1 protein-coding gene is annotated in these 2,717 nt (G+C 63.8%); it reads left to right on the top strand.

Annotated features, from left to right (window positions below):
- The coding region (locus B4E36_RS01500) for a DUF3971 domain-containing protein (RefSeq protein ID WP_345899890.1) at positions 1 to 2,625 on the top strand (2,625 nt) is incomplete at its 5' end.
- Between the last annotated feature and the right edge of the window lie 92 nt (positions 2,626 to 2,717).

Below are 2,717 nucleotides of genomic sequence, written 5' to 3'. Positions count from 1 at the left end.
ACGCAAAGCCTGCAGGCCGAGGTTTCCAACCTGTTGCTGACGCCGTTCCTGCTCAGGACGAAAGAAGACGGCGAACCGATGCTCGGTCTTGAGGGGACCGCGGACCTCGTGCTCTCCCTGGAGCGCGCGCGCGTCGACGGCGAGCCCGCGGTCGCCGCGCAGATCGATGTCGGCGCCGGCCGTTTCATCGCGGACTCGATCGCGCGGCCCTTCAACGACGCCAATCTGAACCTGATCTACGATACCGCCAAGAAATCGATCGAAATCAGCGATTCCTCGTTCGAATTCGACGGCAGCCGGTTTCCCTTCACCGCCGGGATCATCGATCTCGACCGCTATCAGCCGGATGCCACGGATGGGTATGCGCTCGACGTGCTGGTGCGGGGCGGACGTTTCAAGTCGCGCGAACCGGGCCTTCCGCCGCTGATCTTCGACGCCAAGTTCACCGGGGAATACCGCGCCTCGATCCCGCGCCTGCTGCTCGATGATATTTCGATCAGCTCGCCCCAGGGCATGATGGCGGCCTCGTTCAAGGCGGTGTTCGGCGATGCCAGCCCGGAACTCAGCTTCGGCGCCCGGATCGAGCGGATGGATACCGAGGCGGTCAAGCAGCTCTGGCCGTTCTGGATCGCCCGGAAGCCGCGCGAATGGGTCAGCCGCAATCTTCATGGCGGCGTGGTCACAAATGGCGACATCGCGATTTATCTCTCGGCCGGGCGTATCGAGGGGCCGGGCATTCCGGTCCAGCTCGACGAGACCGAGATGAAGGTCGCCTTCGATATCGATGACACCCGGATCACGCTCAGCGACCAGATGCCCGATGTCGAGCGCAGCGACGCCCGCGTCTCGATCAATGGCGGCCGGGTCGATGTCGAGATCAGGGACGGCTCGCTCAGCGTCGCCAAATCGCGCACGGTGAAGCTCGAGAAGGGGACCTTTGCGATCGCGGATACCTATTCCAAGCCGCTGACCGGGGTCGTCGACATCATGCTCGCCGGCGAAGTGCGCGATCTGGTGAAACTCGCCGAGGCGCCGCCGATCAACGCACTGAAATCGACGGATTTCACCTCCGATCAGTTTTCGGGCAACACCGAGGTCAATCTCAGGGCAAGCTTCCCGCTCGATCGGGATGTGGCCTTCGATCCGGTCTGGCATGTCGTGGCCGATGTCACCGATGGCGCGATCGCCACGCCGATCAACGGCCATCAGGTCAGCGGCCTCGACGGCCTTGTCGAGATCGTGCCCAGCCGGATCTCCTACGAAGGCAGCGGCAGCGCCGACGGCATACCGCTTGAGGTGCAGTGGAGCATGCCGCTCGGCAAGCCTGAAGAGAGGCCAGAGGGCGAGGAGGATGCGTCGGTTCTCTGGCTCTCGGGCAATCTGAACGACGCCCAGCGCAACCAGCTTGCCCCCGGACTTGACGATTATGTCAGCGGCCCGGTTTCCATCACGGTCGAAGGCGGCGATGAGGGCAATATGATCGCGGTCGACCTGCAGCAGACGACCCTGTCTCTGCCCTTCATCGGCTGGCAGAAGCCGTCCGGCGTTCCCGCGACGCTTTCGTTCACGCTCACGCCCGGCGAAAACGGCGTGACGACGCTCAACGATCTGCACCTGACGGGCAGCGGGCTCGGTGCCAGGGGGCAGGTGACGCTCGACAAGGAGGGCCTTCTGGCGGCGACGCTGACCGATGTCGCGATCTCGCCCGGCGACAGCGTTAATGTCGGCATGCAGCGCGGCAAGAGCGGGCTCGACGTGACCCTGACCGGCCGGTCCTTCTCGGCCAAGCCGCTGCTCGACCAACTTGTCAAAAGCGGCAATGGCGGTTCGATCGGCGGCGGGAGAAGCGGCGGCGGCAATGTCGACGTTCATTTCGATATTGCCCGCGTTTCCGGCGAAAACGACCGTCAGCTTTCCGGCGTCAATGGCGACATCAAGGTCCGCGCGGGCAAGATGGCCGATGCGACGCTGAAGGCGACCACCGCCTCGTCACAGCCGATGGCGCTTGCCGTGGCGCCTGATGGCGACCGGCAGTCGGTGTCGCTCAAGACCAGCGGCGCCGGCGCGCTGCTGCGCTTCCTTGGCATCTACCAGAAGATGACGGGCGGTTCGCTCAATCTCGACATGATCGAGACCGATGCCGGCTGGCAGGGCATGGCGACGTTGACGGATTTCCGGCTGATCAAGGACGAGCAGCTCAAGAAAATCCTGACGGACCCCACGGTCGGCAACGGCAAGAGCCTGAACGCCGCCTACAAGAACCAGATCAACGAGACCGACCAGCGCTTCCAGCGCGCCCAGGCGGTGATCGATATCTCAAATGGCGTGCTGCGGGTCTCCGACGCCTTCGTGCGCGGCGATCAGGTGGGCGCGACCATCAAGGGCGTGGTGCGCGATGCCGCCGGCAATATCGACATGACCGGCACCTTCATGCCGGCCTATGGGCTCAACCGGATTTTCGCGGAAATTCCGATCTTCGGCCCGCTGCTCGGCAACGGCAACGACAAGGGCCTGTTCGGCATCACCTTCCGGCTCACCGGCAAGACCGAAAAGCCGGAACTGATCGTCAACCCGCTCTCGGCCATCGCGCCCGGCGTGTTCCGCAAGATCTTCGAGTTTCAGTGATGTGAGGCTTCGCGGTTTGTCCTGATGATCACATTCAAGGGACTTATCCGCAGAGCCCCCAAGTCTTCTCGCCCCGGAGGGGAGAGATGTCG

It is taken from the genome of Martelella sp. UBA3392 (assembly GCF_002358775.1).
Lineage (GTDB): Bacteria > Pseudomonadota > Alphaproteobacteria > Rhizobiales > Rhizobiaceae > Martelella > Martelella mediterranea.
This window is presented reverse-complemented; position numbering and strand designations above follow the sequence as displayed.